We start from the raw sequence: 24,975 nt of genomic DNA on the forward strand, positions 1-24,975 counted from the left end.
GCGCGGAATGCTCCGGAATCATGCGATCCATGGCATGAGCCCGTATCAACCACCGCGCGGGGGTCGCGCCATGACCTCCGCGAGGCGACTCTTGGCGGTATGGCCATGCCGCCCGTACCGCCTCGACCGCCCGGGCCGCCTCCGGGCGCCGCCCCGCCTCCCGGAGGCGGTTTCGGACCACCACCTCCCGAAGACTTCGGACACCCGCCGGGAGGGGACTACGGGGACGGGGACTATGGGCCGCCTCCCCGCAGGCGCCCCCGACCGCTGTTCATCCTGCTCGCCGTGATCGTGGCTGCCGGAGCCGTCGCCGCCATCGTGCTGATGGCTCGCGGGGGACATGACTCACCGGACAAGAAGACGCCCGCGGCGAGCAGTTCGAGCACCAGCCGCAGCCCGTCCCTCACCCTCCCGACCAAGCTCCCCACCAGCCTGCCGACCAAGCTTCCGACGAAGCTCCCGACCGCGCTTCCGTCGAACTTCCCCTCGGAACTGCCGAGCGAAGTCCCCAGCGACATCGAGTCCCTGCTCCCGTCCCTGTTCGGCTAGCCGCCTCAGGAGCCGACGGACGCTCAGATGCCGTGCGGCAGCCTCAGGTACACCACGGTCGTCTCGATACCGCTGTCGACCAACCGTCCTTGCGCGTCGAACGCGCCTGCGCCGTCCGTCATCCCGAAGTCGTTGTCATTCACGAGGGCGAGCGTGTCGTGATCCACACGCGCGACGCCCTCGATCTTCTGCGGTACCCCGGGGACGGTCCCCAGGTCGACGACCAGTTTCTTGGCCAGCACCGGGACACCGGCGGCGGCCGGGTCGTCGAGCTGCTCCAGCGACGGGGACGTCGTGTCGTCGTCGTAGCGACCGCCGAGAATGTTCGACTTCCGGCTCAGCCGGACCAGTTGGAGCCGGGCTGCCTTGTCGGTGCGCTCCTCGACCAGGAGCCGGTCGTCGCCCACGGCGACCACCGAGGAGATCTTGAGTTCGGAGGTGTCGTCCTCGCTGGGGTCGACCACGTTCACCGGGTCGAAGCGGTACGCGTACTCCGCCGTGACCGCCTTCCTCTTCGTGGAGAAGCGCAGCAGGCGGGTGTTGAGCGACGCGTCCCCGGCGTCCCCGTCCGGCAGCGACAGCGGGCTCTGCAGGGCCATCACCAGGTCGCCACCGGGCAGTTGGGCGAGCCCCTCGAAGCCGCGGTTGGTCTTCCGGTGCAGCAGGACGGCCGGCAGCGCCTCCACAACCGGGTAGTCGGCTCCGGTCAGATGCAGCCCCTTGGGCACGTACCGCGTGAGCACCTTCCCGCGCGCGGAGACATGCACCAGGGAGGGCCCGTACTCGTCGACGAGCCAGAAGGACCCGTCCCCGGCCCGCACGATGCCTTCCGTGTCCAGCCCGTTCGGGTTGTACGACAGCGGCGTCTGAGCGTTGTAGGAGTACGGCGCCTCGTCGCGTCCCTGCTGGTTCGACAGCCCGGTGACGGCCTTCCCGGAGGACGTGGTGATCGGGAGCGCGTCCAGGACCTTCACGGTGTCCCCGGAGACACGGATCTTCACGATCGCGGGGTCGAAACCGGGCACGGGGAACGTACGGCGCTTCGTCCCGCTCACCTTGATCTGGCCGTTGGGCCCGCGGTCGGTGACCGTCCAGTACTCGCCCTTGCGGCCGGCCGGATAGATGTCGCTGCCGATGCCGCCGAGGTCCACTCCCCGGTCGTTGTCCACCGTCCCGGGCAACAGCGCGTTGCTGAACGCGCCGAGCGGGATGTCGCCCAGCGTCGCCGTCCGCGTGACATGGGAGGCCTCGGCCTTCGCGGGGGCTCCTGCGGCAGTACCGGCGGCCACGAGGGTGACCACCACGGCGAGCGGAACACCCACCGCGACGGGACGACGGACGCGGCGCCGGACGGGGTCGTGCGGGGACATCGGGCCTCCTGAGGACAAGTTGGCTGACAGCGGCCAGAGTTGGGTGTCGTCAGGAACGACGCTCGACGGTGAGGTGAATCCGGGGTGTCGGCCGCTTGTCGGGCAGGCGCGGCACTCGCGACGGGGCGGCCGGAAATCCGATCACCATGTGCGGCTGCGGCAGCGGCCTGTCCGACGAGCCGCTGGTCCACGAGCGAGCCGCCGCTGAACGGCTCCGTACCATCGCCGCGTTAGACGGTTCCACACCGATCAGTGGAACTGCAGCGTGCGTGTGCTGACCGTTCCAGGCGCGCTGCTCCCGGTCGCCGCGGTCGCCGCCGCGGCATCCTCGCGTCGATGATGCGCAGCCGACCCGCCGACCTGCACACGTTCAGCGCTGAACCGATCGCCGCACTGCGCCCCTCCGAAGCGGGGATCTACGGTCGCTACGGATACGGCCCCGTGCCCCAGGGAGTGCGCCTCCGCTGCGACAAGCGCGCCCTGCGCTTTCGTCCCGGAACCGACTTCGGTGACGGAACCATCCGACTACTGGAACGGGCCGTTGGCAGCTGACGGCCGACCAAGGCGCAGCCGTCTGCGCATGGACCCGGGCCCCGGCCGATCTACGGTTGTCCGCCGCCGAACTCGGCGCGGTCTTCCTTGGCGGTACCACGCTCGCGTCGCTCGCCGCGGCCGGACTCGTCGAGGAAGTGCGAGCCGGAGCCCTGGCCCGAGCGACGGCGGCGTTCCGCGCGGACCGGGAGCCGTTCTGCCCGGGAGGCTGGGCGTTCCCGGCGTACTGAGCACAGGAGGCGGGGAGAGCCTCTAGTGGGGCGCGCCGAACCACTTGGGCAGTCGGCTGAACAGATCCTCCTGGTCGTCGCCGACCCACGCCACGTGGCCGTCCGGCCGCAGAAGCACCGCAGGTGCATCCAGTTCCTCGCTGACGTCGACTACGTAGTCGACGCGATCCGCCCAACCCGCGACCGAGAGCCGGCCGGTCTGGTCGAGCAGGAGGCCTCGGCCGGCGCGCATCAACTCGTAGAGGCGGCCCTGCTTCAGCTTCACGTCCCGCAGTCGTCGGCCGAGGAGTTCGTGGCCCTCGCCGAAGTCGTAGCGGATCCCGACCGCTGTGACCATCTCGGTCACGTACCGGTTCACCTCCTCGAAGTCCATCAGTGTCGAGAACAGTTCCCGTAGTGCGGTCGGGCCGGGATCGGTCCCCAAGAGGGTGATCTGCGCGCGCGTGTTGGCGATGACTCGGGCGCCTACGGGGTGTCGTTCGATGTGGTAGCTGTCCAACAACCCTTCCGGAGCCCAGCCGTTGACCTCGGCCGCCAGCTTCCAGCCGAGGTTGAACGCGTCCTGCACACCCAGGTTGAGTCCCTGCCCGCCGGTCGGCGGGTGGATGTGTGCCGCGTCGCCGGCCAGCAGCACCCGGCCGACCCGGTAGCGCTCGGCCTGCCGGGTGGCGTCGCCGAAGCGGGACAGCCAGCGCGGTGAGTGCACGCCGAAGTCGGTGCCCGCGACGGCCCGTAGCTGCTGCTTGAAGTCGGCGAGGGTCGGCGCGACCGCCCGGTCCTCGGCAACGCCGTCGGCGGGCACCACGACGCGGTACACGCCGTTCTCGCCGGGGCTGACGCCGAACCGCAGTTGGGTCTTGCGGACTTCCTCGACGGCGGCGGCAATGGTCGCAGGATCCTCGGTCACCTCCATCTCGCCCAGCAGCGTCTCGACGGTCGCGGGCTCGCCGGGGAAACCGACACCGAGCACCTTGCGTACCGTGCTGCGGCCGCCGTCGCATCCGACGACGTAGCGAGAGCGCAACTGCGAGCCGTCCGCCGACTCCACGGTCACCCCGTCCTCGGCCTGACTCAACCCGATCACCTCGTAGCCGCGCCGGATCTCGGTGCCGAGTTCGACGGCGCGCTCTTCGAGCAGGCGCTCGGTGACCGGTTGCGGGGTGGCGACGCCGTACGGGTGGGCCGTGTCCAATCGGTCCGGCCACGGTTTGACGATGCCTCCGAAGAGACCGCCCACCTGGAACTTCTCACTGACCGCGAGGAACCGGTCGAGGAGGCCGCGCTGGTCCATGATCTCGACACTGCGCGCGTGCAGACCCTGCCCGCGGGACTCCCCGGTCGGCTTGGTCAACTTCTCCACCACGACCACGTGCACGCCGTGCAGCCGCAACTCGCAGGCCAGCATCAAGCCGGTCGGTCCGCCGCCGACCACGATCACGTCAATCATCAGAACGCCCATCCAACGAGATTGGTTTCCGGCCCGCCGATCCGTGGACCTGCGCTCGCGAATCTTTCGTTTCCGCAGGTCCCGGCCTCGTTCGGCCATTTTGCGGGACGACCCGGGCCTTGCCGCAAGCCCCCGACTGCGCTATACCTTGGGTATGGCGAGGAGTGCGCGAACTCCTTGCCATTGCCTTTTCCGGGTACCTCTTCGCAGGCTCGATCCCTGGAGACCGCGCCGCCGAGGGTGTCGTCACCCCCCCCTGTGAGGACCTGGCTGACCCCCGTACGGACACGGGGGGTTGCGCCATGGTCGCGACCGGTCACCGATTCGTACGTTTGCTCAGGTCAGCCCGTTGCCTGAGAGAGCCGGAGATCGGACATGTCCCAGACCACCGCAGTCATCGGCGTGCACGATCGGGGGGATACCGTCGCGGCGCCCCCAGGAAGCGAGTTCGCGCCCCTCCTGCGCACGGTCAAGGGCAGAGGTCTACTGGAGCGACGGTACGCCTGGTACGCGCGCTGTATCGCTGCCAACGCCCTCGCGCTGGGCGGCATCGTCACCGGCATCGTCCTGATCGGTGATTCCTGGCTGACGCTGTTCCTGGCCCCGTTGCTCGCTGTGTTCGGTGCCCGCACGGCCTTCATAGGCCACGATGCGGGCCATTCCCAGATCGCCGGCGGCAAGGCCGTCAACCGCGTCATCGGCCTGATCCACGGCAACCTGCTGCTGGGGATGAGCTTCTCCTGGTGGAACGACAAGCACAACCGTCACCACGCCAACCCCAACCACATCGACAAGGACCCGGACGTCGTCGCCGACATCCTCGTCTTCACCGGGGAGCAGGCCAAGTACCGCTCAGGATTCCGGCGCTGGCTCACCCGTAACCAGTCGTGGCTGTTCTTTCCGCTCACGCTCCTCGAAGGCATCGCCCTCAAGGTCCACGGTTTCCAGGACCTGCGGCGCCAGTCCCGTCGCGAGCGCGTCGTCGAAGGCGCTCTTCTGGTGAGCCATGTCGTGGCCTACGCGACGCTGCTCCTCATCTCGATGTCCCCGGGGAAGGCACTCGCGTTCGCCGCGCTGCACCAGGCCCTGCTCGGCCTGCACCTCGGCCTGGCCTTCGCGCCCAACCACAAGGGCATGGAGATGCCGGACCCGAACGGCGAACGGTGGGGCCATTTCCGTCGTCAGGTCCTCACCTCGCGGAACATCCGCGGCAGCATCCTGACCGACTGGTTCCTCGGCGGCCTCAACTACCAGATCGAACACCACCTCTTCCCGGGCATGCCGCGACCCAATCTGCGGCTCGCACAACCCCTGGTGCGTGCCCACTGTCAGGATGTGGGTATCCCGTACGTGGAGACGGGGCTCGTCGACTCCTACCGGCAGGCCCTGCGCCACCTTCACCAAGTGGGGGAGCCGCTGCGCATGGAGTGGACGGAGTGACGGAACAGCCGACGGCCCGGATACCAGTAGGGGAAGCGCCTCAGGGATGTCTCAGGGTCGCGATCCGGAACTGTGAGGAGCGCGGACCCGTTCTCAGATCAGAGTGCGGCTACGGCCGCGGAGGAGGCGACATATGTCGAGGAACGCGAAGATCGCCGTAGGAGGTGTGGCGGTCGGACTGATCTTGTTGATCTGGCTGCCCTGGTGGGTCTCATTCCTGATCGTCGTGGGAGTGCCGACGGCCGCATATCTCACGCTGGACCCCTCGCAGCGGCGTCGGCTGCGCCGCGCGGCGGGCAAGGAGATCGGCCGCTGACGCACGGATGCCCGGTTGTGATCCCGGATGGCGTACGGGAGCAGAGCACAGCGCCGTTCGCGGGACTGCCGATAGCGGCCCTGCGGACGGTGCGCTGCCGAGCACCGTCCACGAACCGAGGCTTCGTTGTCGATCCGGTCGATCGAGCGTGACCCGGGCGTCCGGGCCCGAGGCCGCTCGGATCCGCGCCCAAGGGCTCAACTCGGCCGTACGGCCAGCTTGTCGAGTGCTTCCAGGAGGCCGGGCAACTCGGGGCCACGGCCGACCGGTAGGACCTCGCCGGGCTCGTCGTCGAGGAGGACGAACGCTATGTCGTCGGTCCGGGCGACCAGCGACCAGCCGGGGCCGTCGGCGCGCAGCGTGCGTGCGTCGCCCGGTGCGAAGGACGATCTGACGCGCCCGAGGGGCGGCGGGGAGTCGACGTACGCGCGGACCTCTGTCAGGACCCGGCGGACCCCGCTGTGGCCCGCCTGAGAGCCTTCGCCGGTGCCGCCTGTCGTGGTGCCGTCCGAGGCGTTGTCGTCGGACGGTGTCCCGCCCGTCTCGGTCGCGGCGTCGGAGGTGGCGGCATCGCGGGCGGCGTCCGAGGCGGCCTCGTCGGTCTTCGACGCGTCGCTCGCCCCGTGCTGGGCCTCCTGCGCCTCCTGAACCTCCTGCGTCGAGAAGGCTGAGTCGTCGATCTGCTCGCGCCACAGGGCCCATTGCAGCGCGATCTCGTCGGCACCCAGCCGTCGTTGGGCCGGACCCCAGGTGGTGGTGTCCGGCGGAGTCAGCGGTGGCCGGTCCACGATGTCGGGGTCCGGATCGTGCGGCGCGGGCACGTTGGGAGCCGCCACGGCGACCGCGAGCGGCCAGCCCGGCAGGGCGGCGACCACCGTGCGCTCGCTCGGCGACAGGTCGTACTCCATGCCGCAGTCCCAGGACGCGATGGCGACCGCGACCAGCGACACGTCGTCGATGACGACCGTCCATCGCGACCCGTCGCCGTCCTGGCCGAGAACCAGGCCGTACCCGTCGGCGAGCGGCGCCATACCGAGCGCCGCACAGGCCTCCGGGTAGTCGTCGCCCAGCACACTCGGGAACTTCGCCGGCGTCAGCAGCACCGCCGTGAGCACATAGAGCGCATCGTCCTCGGCGGCGACGGCCTCTTCATCCGTGTCGGCCATCCCAGCCTCCCCATCATTCGTCCAACCGCGCGCACCCTAGTGTGCGCGGAAGCCGCTTGTCACGACTCCCAAGTACACCCGGAGCTGCAGTTTTCCGGCTGGACGGGGCGAAATGACCTCCGGTGACCCGAACTGTCAGGCCGCGGGGAGCCCAAGAAGCGCACGGGCCACCGTCCTTGGCGACTCGTCACGTTCCCTGGCGAGCGCGACGACGGCCCGGCATGCCAGCTCGCTCACCCCGAAGGACAGCGCCTCCGGCGACACCCAGCCCGCGGCCTCGTCGATCCGGTCCTGGTCGTCCTCGGCGCGGGCCGACACGTACACGGCGGCGGCCTCGAAGAGATTGTGCGGGCGCCGTTGCGGGCCGCTGCTCGGCTCCGCGCGCGTGGAAGTGAGAAATCTGGCGAAGGTCTTACGGGGCCTGTCGAACATGCTGACCACCTTCCCCCTGCGTACTTCTCTGTCGCTGACCGTTCATCTACTGCCACCCAACGTAGAGTTGGAGTTGCGGCGGCAGAAGAGGGCCGGTGCGGTGAAGCGCGCATCGAGCGCTCCGCACGGAGACGGGTCAGCTGTCGAGTGAGTCCAACACCGTGCGCGGCACCGGGTGCAAGGTCATGTTCGACGACCCCGAGTCTTCGCGGCGACGGTCGCGGGAAACGTCCGACCCGCGCGCGGGCTCAGCTCTCGCGCACGGCCAGTGCCAGGAAACGGGCGTCCTCGTCGTCGTACGACGTCATGCGCCACCCCGAACCGGCCAGCAGCGGGCGGAGATTGGGCTCCGCGCGCAGGTCGTCCGGTGTGATCCGGCGCCCCTGACGCGCCGCGAGCGCCGCCCGGCCGATCGGATGGAACAGAGCCAGCGTGCCACCGGGACGCACCACACGTGCCAACTCCCGCAGATTCACCTCGGGTTGGGGCAGATGAGCGATCAGGCCCGCCGCGAACACGGCGTCGAGCGATTCCGACCGCACCGGCAGCGCGGCGACGTCGGCGAGTAGCAGGTGCCCGTCGTGGCCCCGTCCGGCCCGTACGGCGGCTTCCAGCATGGCCGGGGTCGCGTCGGCCCCGAGCACCACTCCGGACCGGCCCACGGCCCCACGGAGCGGCGGCAGCGCACGCCCGGTTCCGCAGCCTGCGTCGAGCACCCGGTCTCCCGCGCGCAGCCCGAGTTCGGCGACCGCGGCGGCGTAGGCGGGTCCGTCGTCGGGAAAGCGGCTGTCCCAGTCGGCGGCGCGTGCACCGAAGAACTCCTGGAGATGCTTGTGGTCGTCGCTCATGTTCCGCATGATCCCTCACCGACACGGATGATGCTTCGGCGCACATGTTCGAGCGTGACGCGGTCGTTCAGGTACCTCTCCGCGTCAGATTGCAACACCTTTCGAAATGCGCCCCCTTTGTGCACCCATGCCCCTACTAGCGTCCCCTGGTCATGGGACACCTGGACCACGCCACCTTCGGCTGGCTGACCCCCGTGCTGTCATACGTGATGGCCTGCATGGGCTCCGCACTCGGGCTGCGCTGCACCGTCCGCGCGCTCGGCGCCACCGGCCGGTCGCGCCGCAACTGGCTCATCACCGCGGCCTCCGCGCTCGGCACCGGCATCTGGACCATGCACTTCGTGGCCATGCTCGGCTTCGGCGTCAGCGGCACCGACATCCGCTACGACGTCCCCCTGACCATGCTCAGCCTCCTCGTCGCCATGGTCGTCGTCTGCGCGGGCGTCTTCGCGGTCGGCTACGGCCGCGACCGGGGCCGCGCGCTCGTCCTCGGCGGTCTCACCACCGGACTGGGCGTCGCGAGCATGCACTACCTGGGCATGGCGGCGATGCGGTTGCACGGAGATGTGAGCTACGACCCGATGCTCGTCGGGCTCTCCGTGCTCATCGCCGTCGTCGCGGCGACCGCGGCCCTGTGGGCGGCCCTCAACATCAAGTCGCCCGTAGCCGTCACCGCCGCCTCCCTCGTCATGGGAGCGGCCGTCAGCAGCATGCACTACACCGGCATGTTCGCGGTGCGTGTGCACGTCACGCCCTCAGGGGCGGTTCTGCCCGGCGCGACGGCGATGCAGTTCATCTTCCCCCTCGCCGTTGGTCTCGGGTCCTACCTGTTCCTGACCTCGGCGTTCGTCGCGCTGTCGCCGAGCACGGGAGAACGTGAGGCCACCGCCTCGGCCCAGCGGCCGGTCGAGAGCGCCGCCCGCTAGCCCGGCCCGCGCAGCACGCCCCTGAGAACCACTTCCGAGCGAGGAGGCCATGCGTACCCCCCGTAGGACCCCGAGAGCCGGCGCCGAGGCGCCGCCCGTGCGCGGTCGTCGCGCGCACGCCGGACCACCCGCCGACGAACTCTTCGACGACCCCCTGGACGCCCCGTCGGAAGCCATACCCCCGCGCGCGGGACGTTGGCGGATGCGTCCCCGCACCGTACGAGCCAAGATCGTCTGCCTCCTGATGGTGCCGGTCGTCTCCCTGCTCGCCCTGTGGGCGTACGCCACCGTCAGTACCGCCCAGGACGTTTCCCGGCTACGGCAGTTGCAGCGCGTGGACTCCGCGGTGCGCAGCCCCGTAGCAGCGGCCGTCGCGGCGCTGCAGGCCGAGCGGTCGGCCGCCGTGCGCTACGCGACGGACCCCGACGCCGAGCAGAGTGGGGATCTGAAGAAGCTGGCGGCGAGCACGGACCGGGCGGTCGCCCGGTTGCGGCTCGGCGACGACAACACCGTTGCCGACGGCGAGGAACTGCCCGCCGGAGTCGCCCGCCGCCTGAAGACCTTCGTCACCGGAGCCGAGCAACTGCGCTCACTGCGGACCGACGTGCTCGCCCACCGCGCGGGGTGGGACGAGACCTACGGGCAGTACACGAAGACCATCGCGACGGCCTTCGCCGTGGGCGGCGCGCTCACCGGAATCCAGGACGCCGACCTCGGATCCGACGCGCGCGTGCTCCTCGAATTCTCCCGGGCCGGGGAATCACTGTCCCAGGAGGACGTGATGCTCGCCGGCGCCCGTCTCGACGGCAGGCTCGACGGGGAGCGGCGGAGGCTGTTCACCGGTGCCGTCGACACCCGACGCACCCTCACCGACTCCGCCGTCGAGGACCTGCGCGGCTCCGAACGCGCCGCCTGGCAGCAGCTCGCCGACACCAGCGACTACGCAGCGGTCGGCACCGTCGAGGACAAGGTCCTCGCCACCAACTCAGGCACCAGGGCGATCGCCGCGGCTCCGGAGACCACCTGGAACAACGCGCACGCACGCGTGCAGGACGGCATGCGCACCATCGAGTCGGACGCGGGCAGCGGGGTGGCCGATCGCGCCGATCCCTTCACCCGCGGGCTGCTCACCTCCGCCGGTGCCGCGGTCCTGCTCGGACTCGCCGCCGTCATCGCGTCGCTCGTCATCTCGGTGCGCATCGGACGCGGCCTCGTCGTCGAACTCGTGAGTCTGCGCAACGACGCCCTGAGCATCGCCCGTCACAAACTCCCCGAGGCGATGCGGAGGCTGCGCGCGGGGGAGGAGATCGACATCAAGGCGGAAGCCCCACCCGGTTCGCCCGCGGAGGACGAGATCGGCCAGGTCGTCGAGGCCCTGAGCACAGTGCACCGCGCGGCTCTGCGGGCCGCCGTCGAACGCGCCGAACTCGCCAGCGGCATCTCCGGGGTCTTCGTCAACCTCGCCCGCCGCAGCCAGGTCCTGGTGCACCGTCAACTCAACCTCCTCGACAGCATGGAACGCCGCTCCGAGGACCCGAACGAACTGAGCGACCTGTTCCGCCTCGACCACCTCACCACCCGTATGCGACGGCACGCCGAGAGCCTGATCATCCTCTCCGGAGCGGCACCCGGCCGGGCCTGGCGCATGCCGGTCTCGCTGACCAACGTCGTCCGCGCGGCCGTCTCCGAGGTCGAGGACTACGCACGCGTGGAGGTACGTCAACTCCCCGAGGCGGCCGTCGTCGGCGCGGCCGTCGCCGACCTCACGCACCTGCTCGCCGAGATCGTGGAGAACGCGGCCCAGTTCTCGCCGCCCCACACGCGCGTGCGGGTCACCGGTGAACCAGTGGGCAACGGCTACGCCGTAGAGGTCGAGGACCGGGGCCTCGGCATGGGCGCGGATTCCCTGGGCGACGCCAACCGCCGCATCGAACAGTCCGAGGCCCTCGACCTCTTCGACAGCGACCGGCTCGGCCTCTTCGTGGTCAGCCGGCTCGCCGCCCGACATGGCATCAAGGTGCACCTGCGGACCTCGCCCTACGGCGGAACGACTGCGGTCGTCCTGCTGCCGACGGCGCTGCTGCACGGCGGCGCGGCGGAACGTGCCCCGCGCGCGGCGGTCGAGGACGGGGAGCGGGCCGTGGAACGCGAGTACGCGCGCGTACCCGCCGCGCCCCAGCACCAGGAGTCCGTTCCGGCGTCGGCCGACCGGCCCGCCCTGGCGGTCTCCACACGGGCTGCCGCGGAGTCGGCGAACGACACCCCACCTCCCGGAGTCACCGCCTTGCGACTGCACCGTCCCCCCGAGGACACCGAAGGGACCGACGAGAACGACGACCTCCCACGCCGCGTACGCCAGGCGCACCTCGCCCCCCAGCTCCGCGAAAAGCCCACCGCGGAACGGGAACAGGCGTCGGCCGCCCCACGCGACGAGCACCGCACCCCGGAGGTCGTACGGGACCGGATGTCGGCCTACCGCGAGGGCTGGACGCGCGGCGGCGGCAGACAACCGGGCCGCGGTGCCACCCCAGGCCCCGCGACGGGCAGCGACAGCAGTGAAGGAGACCCCACGTGATCCAGGACCCGAGCATGAGGACCGCTCAGCGGTCCGGCGAACTCGACTGGCTGCTGGACGACTTGGTGCTGCGCGTGAGCGAAGTACGGCATGTCGTGGTGCTGTCGAACGACGGCCTCGCCGTCGGCGCGTCGACCGATCTCAGGCGCGAGGACGCCGAACACCTCGCCGCGGTCGCCTCCGGATTCCACAGCCTGGCCAAGGGCGCGGGACGGCACTTCGGAGCCGGCGGAGTACGGCAGACGATGGTGGAGATGGACGACGGGTTCCTGTTCGTGGCCGCCGCCGGGGACGGTTCCTGCCTCGCCGTCCTCACCGCCGTCACGGCCGACATAGGCCTGGTGGCGTACGAGATGGCGCGGCTGGTCAAGCGCGTCGGCGAGCACCTCTACACGCCGCCGCGCGTCGGTGCGCGGCCGCCCGCAGCCGGATGAGGCGAGAGGGCGAACCGCTCCGATGACCGAAGACACGACCGGCGCCCAGCGCGAGCCGGGCAGCCAGTGGTACGACCAGGAAGCCGGGCCTCTCGTCCGCCCCTACGCGATGACGGGCGGGCGTACCAAATCAGGCCCTACGGGGGTGCGTTTCGACCTGATCGCACTCGTCACGCTGGACGCGGGCGCGCCCGGCTTCGACGACGACACCGGGCTCGGACCGGAACACCGGGCCCTCATCGACCTGTGCCGCCCCGAAACGCAGTCCGTCGCCGAACTCGCCGCCGGAGCGGACCTCCCACTGGGGGTGGTCCGGGTGCTCCTGGGCGACCTCCTGGAGCTCGGCTGCGTCACCGTCAGCCGTCCGGTGCCGCCCGCGCAGCTGCCCGACGAACGGATCCTGCGCGAGGTGATCGAGGGACTACGGGCACTGTGACGAAACTTCAGAACCACTCGAACGCGTACGACGCCGACTTGCGCACCCTTTCGCTCACCGAACGGGTGCGAGGCGGTCACATCGGGCAAGTAGCGGTCCAACCCCCCAGGGGGAGGCCGCACTTGTCACGATGCACACCTACGGACGTCGAGCGTTGCCGGCACTCCCGAGAGAAGTGATCGATGGTCTCCGAGCAGTCCGACGCCGAGGACGGCGAGACGACCGCCCTGGCGTTGAAGATCCTGGTCGCCGGCGGGTTCGGCGTGGGCAAGACCACCATGGTGGGCGCGGTCAGCGAGATCAGGCCGCTGCGCACCGAGGAACTGCTCAGCGAGGCCGGCCAGTTGGTTGACGACACCGGCGGCGTGGACCAGAAGGTCACCACGACCGTCGCCATGGACTTCGGCCGTATCACCATCAGGTCCGGCCTCTCCCTCTACCTGTTCGGCACACCGGGCCAGGACCGCTTCTGGTTCCTGTGGGACGAACTGTCGCAGGGCGCCCTGGGGGCCGTGGTCCTCGCGGACACCCGGCGACTTGAGGACTGCTTCCCCGCGGTCGACTACTTCGAGCACCGGCACATCCCGTTCGTGGTGGCCGTCAACTGCTTCACGGGCTCCCGCAGTTACGGCGCCCGCGACGTCTCCCGCGCGCTGGACCTCGACCAGGGAACACCCGTGGTCCTCTGTGACGCCCGTGACCGCGACTCCGGGAAGGAGGTGCTGATCCGGCTCGTCGAGTACGCCGGGCGGATGCACACCGCCCGGCTGCTCGACTCGGTTAGCTGACGCCGGCGGCGGTCCTCAGTCCGCGACGCGCTTCTGCGCCAGGACCTTCTCGACCGTGACGCGCACGAGGAGTTCGCCCGGCACCCCGTTGCGGGCGCCGAACTCCTCGGCGCGCTCCTCGCCCATGTACCTGGCCCCGATCCGGGCGGCCCAGTGGCGAAGTTCGACCGGATCCTCCGACAGATGGGCGCGCCCCTGCAGCACCACGAAGTCGAACGGCGGCCGATCGTCGTCCACACACAGGGCGACTCGCCCGTCACGGGCTAGATTGCGCCCTTTTACCGTTTCCTTCGCGGTGTTGAACACCACATCGTCTCCGTCCAGCAGGAACCAGATCGGCGCCACATGTGGGCTCCCATCGGCGCGAACGGTCGACAGCTTGCCGGTGCGCGTGCCGTGCGAGACGAACGCCCGCCATTCCTCGTCGGTCATCTTCTGTGCCATGCCCCCATCCTCCTTGCCCGGGCGACAGCGGTGGGGAAGGCTGGCGAGAGATCCTCCGGCCAGGGGGGAGAGGCGACACGGGGAGCCCGGAACATGGCACAGAACCAGGGACTGAGCTGGCTGCTGGACGATCTGACCGAGCGTGTCGAGCACGTACGCCACGCCCTGGTCCTCTCCAACGACGGACTGGTGACCGGCGCGAGCACGGGACTGCGCCGCGAGGACGCCGAACACCTCGCCGCCGTCTCGTCCGGACTGCACAGTCTGGCCAAGGGCTCGGGACGCCACTTCGGCGCGGGCGGTGTGCGGCAGACGATGATCGAGTTCGACGACGCCGTCCTGTTCGTCACCGCCGCGGGCAGCGGCAGTTGTCTCTGCGTCCTCAGCGGCGCGGACGCGGACATCGGCCAGATCGCCTACGAGATGACACTCCTCGTCAACCGCGTCGGCGAGCACCTCGGCGTGGACGCCCGCCAGCCCGAGCGGACCCCCGTCACAGACCTCTGACCTGTGACTTCTTCGGCTTTCGCAGAGTTATCCACAGGCCTGCCACGAGATCCGCCGGACCGGTTACGGTTTGTTCATCGCAAGCGCACACAGCGTGAGCATTGGACTCCGCGGGGGAGATCGACCATGACAGGAAACACCATCACCAAACCGTCCGACCTCTCGTGCACGCCCAGTCGAGCGGCACGGGAACTGGGGCTCAAGCGAGGCGAGTTCGACCTCGCCGTACATCTCGGACGCATCCGCACCGCGCCCGACGAAGGGGGCGGCGGCCGACGTGTCGCCCATGCCGAGATCGACCGACTGCGCTCGGCGGACGGATTCCCCGAAACATTCCTGGAAAGCGTCAGGACCGTGGGCACCACGGACGGCGCGGCCCTCATGCAGGTCACCTCCGTCAGGTTCACCCGCCTCGCCCGGCTGGGACTGGTGGTGCCGGTGAGGTTTTATCTGAACCGCTATCGGGCCGTTGTCTGGTTCTATCTCGCCGAAGAACTACGGCAGTTCGCGGCCGACAAGAACCACACCGCGTTGCTGAACGGCCGTACGCCCGAGGGAATGAGGGACCAACTGCAAGAGGGCCTGGATCTAAGGCCCCGCAACTGGCGCGGACGGCATCTCGGGTTCCTGCTCCGCCAGGCCGACGGCCCGTGGGAGCGCGCCGGCGCCCTGGCCGCGTTGCTCGACCCCGTCCAGGTCGCGGAAACCGTCCAGGACCCGTACGAGCGCGCCTACTTGAACCGCTTCCGGCCCGACCCGCCCGCCTCCGGGGCTCCGGGCTCGCCCGCCGCCCACCTCGCCGAGCGGATCACGACGGCGGAGGACCCGGACGAGATCAGCTGGCTGCGAGCGGATCTGGCCCAGGTGTTGGAGGAGGCACGCGGCCACCGTCCCGCACCACGACCGACCTCCGAACCGACCGCGTCACAGTCGGCCGTCGAACGGGGCGCACCACGACCGACCGCCGAACTGACTGCATCACGACCGATCGTCGAACCGGCTGGAGCACCGCCGATTGCCGACCTTGTCGGACCACCGCAGTCCCCGAGCGAGCACCCACCCGAGCCGGCGCCGGAACCCGGGCGATCACGAGGCATGTTGGGCTGGCTGCGCCGCGGAAGCGTGTAAGCCACAGCGCGGCACGTCCACCAGTAGTTACAGCGCTCTGAACAGCCCTTCCTGGACGACCGAGACGAGCAGGCGTCCCTCCAGGTCGTAGATGCGCCCGCGGGCCAGACCGCGGCCGCCCGTCGCGATCGGGGACTCCTGGTCGTACAGGAACCACTCGTCCGCGCGGAACGGCCGGTGGAACCACATGGCGTGGTCCAGCGAGGCCATGTCGAAGTTCCGTGGTCCCCACAGGGGTTCGACGGGGATGCGGACGGCGTCCAGGAGCGTCATGTCGCTGGCGTACGTGAGCGCGCAGGTGTGCACCAGCGGATCGTCGCCGAGCGGCCCGACCGCGCGCATCCACACCGCGCTGCGCGGCTCGGCGTCCTTGATCTCCTCGGCGCTCCAGCGCAGCCCGTCCGCGTACCGGATGTCGAAGGGCTGACGGCGCGCCATCCGCTCCAACTGCTCGGGCAGTACGCCCAGATGGGCCCGGACCTCCTCCGACACCGTCGGCAGGGACTCCGGGTCCGGGACCTCGCGGGCCGGCAGCTGGTGCTCGAAGGGACCTTGCTCAGGCTTGTGGAAGGAGGCGGTGAGATTGAAGATCGTGCGGCCCTGCTGCACGCCGGTGACCCGACGGGTGGTGAACGACCGCCCGTCCCGCACCCGCTCGACCTGGTACACGATCGGCACGCCCGGCCGGCCCGGGCGCAGGAAGTACGCGTGCAGCGAGTGCACGGGCCGGTCGCCCTCCGTGGTGCGCCCCGCGGCGACCAGCGCCTGGCCCGCGACCTGGCCGCCGAAGACCCGTTGCAGGGACTCGTGCGGGCTGCGGCCACGGAAGATGTTGACCTCGATCTGCTCCAGGTCGAGCAGGTCGACGAGCCGCTCTGCCGGGTTCGTCATCGGTGGGATTCTCCTGTGCTCACAGCTGGCCGACGTCGGTGACACGGACGACCGCACGGCCCTCCGTGTCGGAGGCCGCGAGATCGATCTCCGCGCTGATGCCCCAGTCATGATCGCCGTTCGGGTCGGCGAAAATCTGCCGAACGCGCCACAGGTTGTGCTGGGGCTCCTCCTCGATGAGCAAGAGCTTGGGCCCGCGGGCGTCGGGGCCGGTGCCGAGGTCCTCGTACTCGTCCCAGTACTTGTCCATCGCCTCGCCCCAGGTGTCCGCGTCCCAGCCCGACTCGGCGTCCAACTCGCCCAGCTCGTCGACGTGGTCGAGGGCGGCGAGTTCGACGCGGCGGAACATCGCGTTGCGGACGAGGACGCGGAAAGCGCGCGCGTTCGCGGTGACCGGCTTGACCTGGTCGGCCTTCTCCTGGGCCTCCTCGGCGGTCATCTCCGCCGGGTTGGCGAGCTGCTCCCACTCGTCCAGCAGGCTGGAGTCGACCTGGCGCACCATCTCGCCGAGCCAGGCGATCAGATCCTGCAGGTCCTCGGACTTGAGGTCGTCCGGGACCGTGTGGTCGAGGGCCTTGAAGGCGCCGGCGAGGTAGCGCAGCACGATGCCCTCGGTGCGGGCCAGCTCGTAGTGCGAGGTCAACTCCGTGAAGGACATGGCCCGTTCGTACATGTCACGGATCACGGACTTCGGGGACAGCGGGTGGTCGCCGACCCACGGGTGGCTCGTGCGGTACGTGTTGTACGCGTGGAAGAGCAACTCCTCCAGCGGCTTGGGGTAGCTGACGTCCTGGAGGCGCTCCATGCGGTCCTCGTACTCGACGCCGTCCGCCTTCATCGCCGCCACGGCCTCGCCACGCGCCTTGTTCTGCTGGGCGGCCAGGATCTGCCGCGGGTCGTCCAGGGTGGACTCGACCACGGACACCATGTCCAGCGCGTACGAGGGCGATTCGGGGTCCAGCAGCTCGAACGCGGCGAGCGCGAAGGTCGACAGCGGCTGGTTGAGGGCGAAGTCCTGCTGCAGGTCGACGGTGAGGCGCACGATGCGGCCCTCGGCGTCCGGGGTGTCGAGTTTCTCGACGATGCCGCCGTCCAGGAGCGAGCGGTAGATGGCGATCGCGCGCCGGATGTGCCGCAACTGCGCCTTGCGCGGCTCGTGGTTGTCCTCCAGGAGGTGCCGCATCGCGTCGAAGGCGTTGCCGGGGCGGGCGATCACCGACAGCAGCATCGTGTGCGTGACCCGGAAGCGGGACGTCAACGGCTCCGGCTCGGAGGTGATGAGCTTCTCGAAGGTGGTGTCCGACCATCCGACGAAGCCCTCGGGCGCCTTCTTGCGGACGACCTTCCGGCGCTTCTTCGGGTCGTCGCCCGCCTTGGCGAGCGCCTTCTCGTTCTCGACCACGTGCTCGGGGGCCTGCGCGACCACGAGCCCCGCCGTGTCGAAGCCGGCGCGTCCGGCGCGTCCGGCGATCTGGTGGAACTCACGGGCGCGCAGCGTGCGCACCCGGATGCCGTCGTACTTGGCCAGCGCCGTGAACAGCACTGTGCGGATGGGTACGTTGACGCCAACCCCGAGGGTGTCCGTGCCGCAGATGACCTTCAGGAGACCGGCCTGCGCGAGCTTCTCCACCAGGCGCCGGTACTTGGGCAGCATGCCGGCGTGGTGCACACCGATGCCGTGCCGTACGTAACGGGAGAGATTGCGGCCGAACTTTGTGGTGAAGCGGAAGTTGCCGATCAGCTCGGCGATCTGGTCCTTCTCCTCGCGCGAGCTCATGTTGATGCTCATCAGCGCCTGCGCCCGCTCCACGGCCTGCGCCTGGGTGAAGTGCACGATGTAGACCGGCGCCTGCCTGGTCTCCAGCAGCTCGGTCAGGGTCTCGGTGAGCGGGGTCAGCCTGTACTCGTAGGACAGCGGCACCGGTCGGATCGCGGAGCGGACCACCGAAGTGGGGCGCCCGGTGCGGCGGGTGAGGTCCTTCTCGAACATCGCGACGTCGCCGAGCGTGGCCGACATCAGGATGAACTGCGCCTGCGGCAGTTCCAGGATCGGGATCTGCCAGGCCCAGCCGCGGTCCGCCTCCGCGTAGAAGTGGAACTCGTCCATGACGACCTGGCCGACGTCCGCGTGCTTGCCGTCCCGCAGCGCGATCGACGCGAGGACCTCCGCGGTGCAGCAGATGATCGGGGCGTCGGAGTTGACGGACGCGTCTCCGGTCAGCATGCCGACGTTCTCGGTGCCGAACATCTTGCACAGTTCGAAGAACTTCTCCGAGACCAGGGCCTTGATCGGGGCGGTGTAGAAGGTGACCTCGTCCCGGGCCAGCGCGGCGAAGTGCGCACCGGCGGCGATCATGCTCTTGCCGGAGCCGGTGGGCGTCGACACGATCACGTTCGCACCGGAGACCACCTCGATCAGCGCCTCCTCCTGATGGGGGTAGAGCGTGAGACCGCGTTCCTTTGCCCACGACTCGAAGGCTTCGTAGAGGGCGTCGGGATCTGCGGTCGGCGGCAACTGGTCGATGAGGGTCACGACCCCATCTTGCCTGGCGCCGTGGCCGATGGGGGAATCGGCTGCGGGGACGAAGATCGCTACCGCTACGCTGTGTCGCCGACAGAGTGTCAGGGCGCCCGAGCAACTGACCGGCGGCGTAAGAGGAATGGGGCGGGGAACGGCCATGATGGGACCAGCACACTCACTGTCGGGAGCGGCGGCCTGGCTCGGCGTCGGAGCCGCGGCCGCAGCGGCCGGACACCCGATGCCCTGGCCGGTGATCCTCGTGGGCGCCCTGATCTGTGCCGGCGCCGCGCTCGCCCCGGACCTCGACCACAAGGCGGCGACCATCTCCCGGGCCTTCGGACCCGTCTCCCGGGGCCTGTGCGAGATCGTCGACAAGCTCTCCTACGCCGCGTACAAGGGCACCAGGAAGCAGGGCGACCCGCGCCGCTCCGGCGGGCACCGCACCCTCACGCACACCTGGCTGTGGGCGGTCCTGATCGGGGCGGGAAGCTCGGCCGTGGCGATCATGGGCGGCCGCTGGGGAGTACTGGCGATCCTCTTCGTGAACATGGTGCTGGCCATCGAGGGCCTGCTGTGGCGGGCGGCCCGCGGCTCCAGCAGCGACATCCTGGTGTGGCTGCTGGCGGCGACCAGCGCGTGGATCCTCGCCGGCGTGCTGGACAAGCCGGGCAACGGCTCGAACTGGCTGTTCACGGAGCAGCACCAGTACTTGTGGCTGGGACTGCCGGTCGTGCTGGGCGCGCTGGTGCACGACATCGGGGACGCGCTGACCGTCTCCGGCTGCCCGATCCTGTGGCCGATCCCGTTGGGCCGCAAGCGCTGGTACCCGATCGGGCCGCCGAAGGTGATGCGGTTCCGCGCGGGCAGCTGGGTCGAGCTCAAGGTGCTGATGCCGGTGTTCATACTCCTCGGGGGAGTGGGCTGCGCGGCGGCGCTCAACGTGATCTGAGGCCCGGCCTCGGTTCCGGCGCGGGTGCTCGTGCCCGTCCCCGCGCCGGCTCACGCCCCGTCCGAACCCTGGCCCGCCTCGCCGCTGCCGTAGCGCCGCTCGAACTGGGCGATGCGGCCCTCCGTGTCCACCGTCCGTGCCTTGCCGGTGTAGAAGGGGTGGCTCTCCGAGGAGATCTCCACGTCCACGACCGGGTAGGTCTCGCCGTCGTCCCACTCGATGGTGCGGTCGCTGGTCGCGGTGGACCGGGTCAGGAACGCGTATCCGGCGGCGCGGTCCCGGAAGACCACGGGGTGGTAGTCGGGCTGCTTGTCCTGCTGCATGGCTGCTCCTCCTGCGACGGTGGTGCGGTGGACGGCGAAGGGGCGGCGAGGTCAGCCGTAGAGGGAGTCCTCGTCCTCGTCGACGATGTGCATCGCGGCCTCCTCGGCGGAGGCGGCGGCACCGTCGATGCCCACGTCCGTGGCGATCAGGCCGCTCTCCTCGTCCTCGTGTGCTCCTTCGTCGGGTGCCACGAGCCGGCCCGAGCGGGCGTCTCCGACCTCGGTGTCCAGGAGTTCGCCGTCGGTGTCCTCGGAGTCGCCGATGCCGTCGCCGTCGGACACGGCGAGATCCGGGACCTCCTCGGCGAGGCGCTGGTCGAGCGTCTCGCCGTGCTCGCGCTCGGCGGCCGTCACGTCGTCGCGTTCCACCGCCCAGGGGCGGTCCGGCGGGGACCAGCCGCGGTCGAGGGGGTCCTCGACGCCGTCGGCCATCAGGGTGTCCTCCGCGTCGAGCAGACCCGCGTCGTCCTGCACCTCGGATCCGTCGGGCTGGTAGACGTCGTCTCCCCATCCGTCGGCGCTGTTCACGGGTACCTCCAGGTGGTGGGGACCGGCCCGTTCTCACCGCGGTCGGCGGCGGGTCGCCGCTGTGCGGGGCCCAGCCGGCGCCCGGCACGAACCACATGGTCCCCGGGCACTCCCCGAACCGGTGCCACTCCCCAGCCTTCCACCCCTTTTCCCCCGGGCGCAACGGCAGGCGTCCGGTTCCGGCGCGACACAGCGCCCCGAAAGGGGCGCGGGGCTGTGATACATGCGGCTCAACCGCGTGGGCTCGACCAGCCCCCACCGGCCCGCAGGCACTCGCCGGCAGGCCGGTCGGTCACACCCTCACCGACCAGCCCCTCACCGACCCGCACCCCAGTCCCCGCTCCACCAGCGGAGCTACCCGTGCCACGACCGCCACAACGCCGCGTACGCCCCGTCCGCCGCCACCAACTCGTCATGGCTGCCCAGCTCGCTGATCCGCCCGTTCTCGACGACGGCGATGACATCCGCGTCATGGGCGGTGTGCAGACGGTGCGCGATCGCGACGACCGTACGGCCGTCGAGGACGCGGGCCAGCGACCGTTCGAGGTGCCGGGCCGCACGCGGGTCGAGGAGCGAGGTCGCCTCGTCCAGGACCAGCGTGTGCGGATCGGCCAGCACCAGCCGGGCCAGCGCGATCTGCTGAGCCTGGGCCGGGGTGAGCGCGAGCCCGCCCGAGCCGACCTCGGTGTCCAGGCCGTCGTCCAGAGCCCGCGCCCACCCGTCCGCGTCGACCGCGCCCAGCGCCGCCCACAGCTCGGCGTCCCCCGCGTCGGTCCTGGCGAGCAGGAGGTTGTCGCGCAGGGAACCCACGAAGACGTGGTGCTCCTGGTTGACGAGGGCCACATGGGAGCGGACGTGCTCGGCGGTCATCCGGGAGAGTTCGGCGTCGCCGAGGGTGATCCGGCCCTCCCGGGGGGCGTAGATGCCGGCGAGCAGCCTGCCCAGGGTGGACTTGCCCGCGCCCGAGGGGCCGACCAGGGCCAGCCGGGTGCCGGGCGCGACCTCCAGCGACACCTTGCGCAGCACGTCGACGCCCTCGCGGTAGCCGAAGTGCACCCGGTCCGCGTGCACGTCCCGGCCCTCGGGGGACAGCCCGGCGTCCCCGGCGTCGGGCTCGATGTCGCGGACACCGACCAGCCGGGCCAGCGAGACCTGGGCGATCTGGAGCTCGTCGTACCAGCGCAGGATCAGGTTCACCGGGTCGACGAGCATCTGCGCGATGAGGGCGCCCGTCGTCAGTTCGCCCACCTCGATCCAGCCCCGCAGGACGAACATCCCGCCGAGCATCAGGACCGAGCAGAGCACCGTGACATGGGTGACGTTGATCACCGGGAAGAGCACCGACCGCAACCAGAGCGTGTAGTTCTCCCAGGCGGTCCACTCCTTGACGCGGCGCTCGGAGAGGGCGATGCGCCGGTCGCCGAGGCGGTGCGCCTCGACGGTGTGACCGGCGTCCACGGTCTCGGCGAGGGCCGCGGCCACGGCGGCGTACCCGGCGGCCTCGGAGCGGTAGCCGGCCGGTGCGCGCTTGAAGTACCAGCGGCAGCCGATCACCAGCACCGGCACCGCGATCAGCACGGCGGGCGCGAGCGGCGGCACGGTGACGACGAGACCGCCGATCAGCAGCACCGCCCACACCACACCGATCGCGAGCTGCGGCACGGCTTCCCGCATCGCGTTGGCGAGCCGGTCGATGTCGGTGGTGATGCGGGACAGGAGGTCGCCGGTGCCCGCCCGTTCCAGGACACTCGGCGGCAGCCCGACCGACCGGACGAGGAAGTCCTCGCGCAGGTCGGCCAGCATCCGCTCACCGAGCATCGCGCCCCGCAACCGCACCTGCCGGGTGAACAGGGCCTGCACGACGAGCGCGACCACGAACACCCCGATGGTCAGGCCGAGATGGAGTTCCCGCGCTCCGTCCGACACCCGCTCGACGAGATCGCCGAGCAGATAGGGACCCACCATCGAGGCGATCACGGCGACCGTGTTCACGGTGACGAGAAGGAGGAAGGCACGGCGGTGCCGGTGGAACAGTTCGGACACGTACGCGCGTACGGTCGCGGGGGCGCCGACCGGCAGGGTGTTGGCCGTGGTCGGGGCCGCCGGGTCGTAGGCCGGGGGCGCCACGCCGATCATGCGCTCTCCTCGATTTCTTCCAGCGCGCTCCGCAGAGCGGCTTCGTCGTCCAAGGCGCCTCGGAGAGGAGCCTCGTCCTGCTTCAACTCGCCCCCCAGGAAGGCCTGTTCATTCAGCGACGCGGATTCCTCCTCGGTCTCGCGCGTCACCACCGCCCGGTACCGGGCCTCGCTCCGGAGCAGGTCGCGGTGGGTGCCGACCGCCACGACCGCACCCTCGTGCACCAGCACGACCCGGTCCGCGTGGTCCAGGAGCAGGGGCGAGGAGGTGAACACCACCGTGGTCCGGCCGGTCCTCAACTCCCGTACGCCGTCGGCGATCCGGGCCTCGGTGTGCGAGTCGACGGCGGAGGTCGGCTCGTCCAGGACGAGGACCTCCGGGTCCGTGATCAACGACCGTGCCAGGGCGAGCCGTTGGCGCTGGCCGCCCGAGAGGGAGCGTCCGCGTTCGGTGATGCGGGCGTCCATCGGGTCCTCGGTGTCGAGCGAGCCCTGCGCGAGCGCCACCAGCACGTCCCCGCACTGCGCGGCGGCCAGGGCCTCCGCCGCGCCGACCGCACCCGAGGCGGGCACGTCGAGCAGCTCGCGCAGCGAACCGGACAGCAGCACCGGGTCCTTGTCCTGGACGAGGACGGCGGTGCGCGCCGAGCCGAGGGGGAGCTCGTCGAGCGGTACGCCGTCCAGGAGCACGGAGACGCCCGCCTCGGCGGGGTGTCCGCCGAGGCGTTCCGCCAGCCGTCCGGCCGCGTCCGGGTCGCCGCACACCACAGCGGTGAGCCGGCCGGAGGGCGCGAGCAGACCGGTGTCCGGGTCGTACAGATCCCCGGCGGGCACCTCGGCCGCGCGCGTCCCCCCGATGTCGGTGACCCGCTCCAGGGACAGCACACGCGCGGCGCGTTTGGCCGAGGGCCGGGAGAAGGAGTACGCCATGGCGATCTCCTCGAAGTGCCGCAGCGGATAGGTCATGATCATCACCGCGCTGTAGACGGTGACCAGTTCGCCGACGGTGATCCGGCCTTGGCGGGCAAGCTGCACGCCGTGCCAGACGATGGCGATCAACAGCAGACCCGGCATCAGCACCTGGATCGCGGAGATGACCGCCCACATCCGGGCACTGCGCACGGCCGCGTGGCGCACCTCCTGGGAGGCACGGCGGTAGCGGTCGAGGAACAGCTCCTCGCCGCCGATGCCCCGCAGCACCCGCAGTCCGGCGACGGTGTCGGAGGCGAGTTCGGTGGCGCGGCCCGCCTTCTCACGCTGCACGTCGGCGCGCCGGGTGGCCCGGGGCAGCAGCGGCAGCACGGAGACCGCCAGCACGGGCACGCCCACGGCGACGACGACACCGAGCTCGGGCTGGTAGACGAACAGGCCGACGCACACGATGACGAGCGTCAGCGCGGCGGCCAGGAAGCGGGACAGCGCCTCCACGAACCAGCCGATCTTCTCGACGTCACCCGTCGACACGGCCACCACCTCACCGGCGGCGACCCGCCGGGTCAGTGCCGAGCCGAGGTGGGCCGCCTGGCGGGCCAGCAGTTGCTGGACGCGGGCGGCGGCCGTGATCCAGTTGGTGACGGCGGCCCGGTGCAGGAAGGTGTCGCCCACGGCGATGCCCGCCCCGCACAACACCATCAGCCCGCCGGTCTGGGCCAGCCGGCTCCCGGAGCGGTCGACCACGGCCTGCACGGCGAACCCCACACAGAACGGCAGCGCGGAGACGGACACGAAGTGCAGCAGCCCCCAGGCCAGGGCCTTGAACTGGCCACCGAGCTGATTCCGGCCGAGCCACCACAGGAATCGGGGCCCCGAGCGCGCGTCCGGCACACCCGGGTCGGGATACGGAAGGTCTTGAATCTGCATGACGTCCCAGTGGCTCTTGTTCAGGCGGGAAGGGGGAGGAGGGAGCCGCGGAGCGCGGCGACGGACCGCGAGCGGAACGCGGCAACAAACCGTGACAGGTTCGCGTCGCAGCGTGGTCGGAAGCAAGCGGTTTTCCCCGCTGGGGGTCAGAACCGGCGTTCACCCATCAGGGGTGAGATG

General features: G+C 70.4%; 25 protein-coding genes. 13 read left to right on the plus strand and 12 right to left on the minus strand.

Annotation, left to right across the window (positions count from 1 at the left end; translation table 11 throughout):
- Window positions 1-285: 285 nt before the first annotated feature.
- On the plus strand, window positions 286-549 hold the full coding sequence (locus tag OG226_RS42435) for a hypothetical protein (RefSeq protein ID WP_328684881.1): 264 nt from the start codon (window positions 286-288) through the stop codon (window positions 547-549).
- Between the two features lie 23 nt (window positions 550-572).
- Here the strand turns inward: OG226_RS42435 and OG226_RS42440 are convergent, their stop codons facing one another.
- Window positions 573-1,919, minus strand: coding sequence for an esterase-like activity of phytase family protein (locus tag OG226_RS42440; RefSeq protein WP_328684882.1), 1,347 nt, complete (start codon window positions 1,917-1,919; stop codon window positions 573-575).
- Between the two features lie 336 nt (window positions 1,920-2,255).
- Between OG226_RS42440 and OG226_RS42445 the strand changes: the two genes are divergently transcribed.
- Together OG226_RS42445 and OG226_RS42450 are read left to right on the plus strand one after the other, a co-directional pair.
- Complete coding sequence (locus OG226_RS42445) at window positions 2,256-2,471, plus strand: hypothetical protein (protein WP_329352060.1); 216 nt, start codon at window positions 2,256-2,258, stop codon at window positions 2,469-2,471.
- The gene (locus OG226_RS42450; RefSeq protein ID WP_328686588.1) at window positions 2,468-2,701 is read left to right on the plus strand and encodes a sterol carrier protein domain-containing protein; all 234 of its coding nucleotides are present in this window, start codon (window positions 2,468-2,470) and stop codon (window positions 2,699-2,701) included. The genes OG226_RS42445 and OG226_RS42450 overlap by 4 nt, the downstream gene beginning before the upstream one ends.
- 22 nt (window positions 2,702-2,723) lie before the next feature.
- On the opposite strand, the gene rox is transcribed toward OG226_RS42450, so the two are convergent.
- The gene (gene rox / locus OG226_RS42455; RefSeq protein ID WP_329353682.1) at window positions 2,724-4,148 is read right to left on the minus strand and encodes a rifampin monooxygenase; all 1,425 of its coding nucleotides are present in this window, start codon (window positions 4,146-4,148) and stop codon (window positions 2,724-2,726) included.
- Window positions 4,149-4,523: 375 nt separating this feature from the next.
- Here rox and OG226_RS42460 point away from each other — a divergent pair, with 375 nt between their 5' ends.
- Entirely contained in the window at window positions 4,524-5,588 is a 1,065-nt protein-coding gene (locus OG226_RS42460) for a fatty acid desaturase family protein (protein ID WP_329352061.1), read from the plus strand.
- Window positions 5,589-5,721: 133 nt separating this feature from the next.
- Window positions 5,722-5,904 carry an NfeD family protein gene (locus OG226_RS42465; RefSeq protein WP_328684885.1) on the plus strand — a complete coding sequence of 61 codons (183 nt, stop codon included), beginning with the start codon at window positions 5,722-5,724 and terminating at the stop codon, window positions 5,902-5,904.
- Window positions 5,905-6,101: 197 nt separating this feature from the next.
- Here the strand turns inward: OG226_RS42465 and OG226_RS42470 are convergent, their stop codons facing one another.
- From OG226_RS42470 to OG226_RS42480, 3 genes are all read right to left on the minus strand, one after another.
- Window positions 6,102-7,070, minus strand: a complete 969-nt coding sequence (locus tag OG226_RS42470) for a hypothetical protein (protein ID WP_329352062.1) — start codon at window positions 7,068-7,070, stop codon at window positions 6,102-6,104.
- A 135-nt stretch (window positions 7,071-7,205) separates the two neighbouring features.
- A complete protein-coding gene (locus OG226_RS42475; RefSeq protein ID WP_328684887.1) occupies window positions 7,206-7,502 on the minus strand; it encodes a hypothetical protein in 297 nt (98 codons plus the stop codon).
- 248 nt (window positions 7,503-7,750) lie between these two features.
- Window positions 7,751-8,350 carry a class I SAM-dependent methyltransferase gene (locus tag OG226_RS42480; protein ID WP_329352063.1) on the minus strand — a complete coding sequence of 200 codons (600 nt, stop codon included), beginning with the start codon at window positions 8,348-8,350 and terminating at the stop codon, window positions 7,751-7,753.
- A 152-nt stretch (window positions 8,351-8,502) separates the two neighbouring features.
- Here OG226_RS42480 and OG226_RS42485 point away from each other — a divergent pair, with 152 nt between their 5' ends.
- The 5 genes from OG226_RS42485 (at window position 8,503) to OG226_RS42505 (ending at window position 13,509) form a co-directional block, all read left to right on the plus strand.
- On the plus strand, window positions 8,503-9,276 hold the full coding sequence (locus OG226_RS42485) for an MHYT domain-containing protein (RefSeq protein WP_329352064.1): 774 nt from the start codon (window positions 8,503-8,505) through the stop codon (window positions 9,274-9,276).
- A 49-nt stretch (window positions 9,277-9,325) separates the two neighbouring features.
- Window positions 9,326-11,851, plus strand: a complete 2,526-nt coding sequence (locus tag OG226_RS42490; protein WP_329352065.1) for a sensor histidine kinase — start codon at window positions 9,326-9,328, stop codon at window positions 11,849-11,851.
- Entirely contained in the window at window positions 11,848-12,285 is a 438-nt protein-coding gene (locus OG226_RS42495) for a roadblock/LC7 domain-containing protein (RefSeq protein WP_329352066.1), read from the plus strand. The genes OG226_RS42490 and OG226_RS42495 overlap by 4 nt, the downstream gene beginning before the upstream one ends.
- Window positions 12,286-12,307: 22 nt before the next feature.
- Window positions 12,308-12,721 (plus strand): DUF742 domain-containing protein, encoded by a 414-nt coding sequence (locus OG226_RS42500; protein ID WP_328684892.1) that lies wholly within the window; start codon window positions 12,308-12,310, stop codon window positions 12,719-12,721.
- Between the two features lie 182 nt (window positions 12,722-12,903).
- A complete protein-coding gene (locus OG226_RS42505; protein ID WP_329352067.1) occupies window positions 12,904-13,509 on the plus strand; it encodes a GTP-binding protein in 606 nt (201 codons plus the stop codon).
- 15 nt (window positions 13,510-13,524) lie between these two features.
- Here the strand turns inward: OG226_RS42505 and OG226_RS42510 are convergent, their stop codons facing one another.
- Complete coding sequence (locus tag OG226_RS42510) at window positions 13,525-13,953, minus strand: PPOX class F420-dependent oxidoreductase (RefSeq protein ID WP_328684894.1); 429 nt, start codon at window positions 13,951-13,953, stop codon at window positions 13,525-13,527.
- Between the two features lie 93 nt (window positions 13,954-14,046).
- Between OG226_RS42510 and OG226_RS42515 the strand changes: the two genes are divergently transcribed.
- Both OG226_RS42515 and OG226_RS42520 read left to right on the plus strand, forming a co-directional pair.
- Entirely contained in the window at window positions 14,047-14,460 is a 414-nt protein-coding gene (locus tag OG226_RS42515; RefSeq protein WP_019062680.1) for a roadblock/LC7 domain-containing protein, read from the plus strand.
- Window positions 14,461-14,586: 126 nt separating this feature from the next.
- Window positions 14,587-15,588 carry a DUF6397 family protein gene (locus tag OG226_RS42520; protein ID WP_329352068.1) on the plus strand — a complete coding sequence of 334 codons (1,002 nt, stop codon included), beginning with the start codon at window positions 14,587-14,589 and terminating at the stop codon, window positions 15,586-15,588.
- Window positions 15,589-15,615: 27 nt separating this feature from the next.
- Here OG226_RS42520 and OG226_RS42525 read toward each other — a convergent pair whose 3' ends face one another.
- Window positions 15,616-16,479: an acyl-CoA thioesterase gene (locus OG226_RS42525; RefSeq protein WP_327405782.1), complete on the minus strand. Its 864-nt coding sequence runs from the start codon at window positions 16,477-16,479 to the stop codon at window positions 15,616-15,618.
- A 19-nt stretch (window positions 16,480-16,498) separates the two neighbouring features.
- Entirely contained in the window at window positions 16,499-19,012 is a 2,514-nt protein-coding gene (locus tag OG226_RS42530; RefSeq protein ID WP_329352069.1) for a DEAD/DEAH box helicase, read from the minus strand.
- A 145-nt stretch (window positions 19,013-19,157) separates the two neighbouring features.
- On the opposite strand from OG226_RS42530, the gene OG226_RS42535 reads away from it, so the two are divergent.
- Window positions 19,158-19,949 carry a metal-dependent hydrolase gene (locus tag OG226_RS42535; protein WP_328684898.1) on the plus strand — a complete coding sequence of 264 codons (792 nt, stop codon included), beginning with the start codon at window positions 19,158-19,160 and terminating at the stop codon, window positions 19,947-19,949.
- A 50-nt stretch (window positions 19,950-19,999) separates the two neighbouring features.
- Here the strand turns inward: OG226_RS42535 and OG226_RS42540 are convergent, their stop codons facing one another.
- The 4 genes from OG226_RS42540 to OG226_RS42555 all read right to left on the minus strand — a co-directional run bounded on the left by OG226_RS42540 (window position 20,000) and on the right by OG226_RS42555 (window position 24,795).
- Entirely contained in the window at window positions 20,000-20,272 is a 273-nt protein-coding gene (locus OG226_RS42540) for a type B 50S ribosomal protein L31 (RefSeq protein ID WP_328684899.1), read from the minus strand.
- 51 nt (window positions 20,273-20,323) lie between these two features.
- Window positions 20,324-20,800 carry a DUF5709 domain-containing protein gene (locus OG226_RS42545; protein WP_328684900.1) on the minus strand — a complete coding sequence of 159 codons (477 nt, stop codon included), beginning with the start codon at window positions 20,798-20,800 and terminating at the stop codon, window positions 20,324-20,326.
- A gap of 354 nt (window positions 20,801-21,154) precedes the next feature.
- Window positions 21,155-22,936: an ABC transporter ATP-binding protein gene (locus OG226_RS42550; protein WP_328684901.1), complete on the minus strand. Its 1,782-nt coding sequence runs from the start codon at window positions 22,934-22,936 to the stop codon at window positions 21,155-21,157.
- Complete coding sequence (locus tag OG226_RS42555) at window positions 22,933-24,795, minus strand: ABC transporter ATP-binding protein (protein ID WP_328684902.1); 1,863 nt, start codon at window positions 24,793-24,795, stop codon at window positions 22,933-22,935. Before OG226_RS42555 ends, OG226_RS42550 begins: the two co-directional genes overlap by 4 nt.
- Window positions 24,796-24,975: the final 180 nt, after the last annotated feature.

The organism is Streptomyces sp. NBC_01261 (assembly GCF_036226385.1).
GTDB lineage: Bacteria > Actinomycetota > Actinomycetes > Streptomycetales > Streptomycetaceae > Streptomyces.